This is a genomic window from Rhizobacter sp. P2_H3 (genome assembly GCF_056403355.1).
In genome coordinates this window covers 1-829 of record NZ_JBFUFQ010000520.1, presented here as the reverse complement: position 1 = coordinate 829, position 829 = coordinate 1, and the positions used below count along the sequence as shown (strand labels likewise).

Genomic DNA, 829 nt, shown 5'->3' with positions numbered 1-829 from the left:
CGCTGGCCGAGCTGCAGCGTGACCGCGCGGCGTTCGCGCCGGGCTCGCGATGAACCACCGCGAGCTGCTCGCGCAGCGCCGCGACCTGCTGCAGCTGGAGGCACGGCTGCAGCGCCTGCGCATCCGGCAGGCCGCCGGCGTGCTGCGCGGCGCGCTCGCACCCGCCGGCGCGAGCGGGCGAACCCGCATGCTGCGCAGGGTCTTGAAGTTCGCGTGGCTGGCCGCGCTGGCCTGGCGCAGACTGCGGCCCTCCCCGCCTTCCACGCACTGACGATCCCACACCCCATGGAGTTCAAGGACTACTACGCCGCGCTCGGTGTCGAGCGCACCGCCACGCAGGACGAGATCAAGCGCGCCTACCGCAAGCTGGCCCGCAAGTACCACCCCGACGTCAGCAAGGAGCCCGACGCCGAGGCCCGCTTCAAGGACGTGGCCGAGGCCTACGAGGCCTTGCAGGACCCCGAGAAGCGCGCCGCCTACGACGAGGTCGGCCGGCGCCACCGCAGCGGCGAGCGCTTCGACCCGCCGCCCGGCTGGGACAGCGGCTTCGAGTTCAGCGGCCGCGATGCCGGGCCCGGCGACCCGATGGACTACAGCGACTTCTTCGAATCGCTGTTCGGCCGCCACCACCGCGCCGCGCGCGGCAGCGCACGCGCCGGCGGCAGCGACCACCACGCCAAGGTGGTGATCGATCTCKCCGATGCCTACCGCGGCGCGCGCCGCACGCTGTCGCTGCGCACGCCGGTGCCCGACGACAGCGGCCGCATCGTGTTCCGCGAGCGGCAGCTGGAGGTCAACATCCCGCGCGGCGTGCGCACCGGGCAGCAGC

2 protein-coding genes are annotated in these 829 nt (G+C 74.0%); both read left to right on the top strand.

Going from position 1 to position 829, the window contains the following annotated elements; all coding sequences use genetic code 11:
- Nucleotides 1–49 precede the first annotated feature (49 nt).
- Complete coding sequence (locus AC1D1T_RS32800; protein WP_477993540.1) at nucleotides 50–271, top strand: hypothetical protein; 222 nt, start codon at nucleotides 50–52, stop codon at nucleotides 269–271.
- A gap of 14 nt (nucleotides 272–285) precedes the next feature.
- A partial coding sequence (locus AC1D1T_RS32795; protein WP_477993538.1) for a DnaJ domain-containing protein occupies nucleotides 286–829 on the top strand: 544 nt, incomplete at its 3' end.

Coding starts and splice junctions, on each gene's coding strand:
- AC1D1T_RS32800 (WP_477993540.1), top strand. CDS start 50: ATGAACCACCGCGAGCTGCTCGCGCAGCGCCGCGACCTGCTGCAGCTG.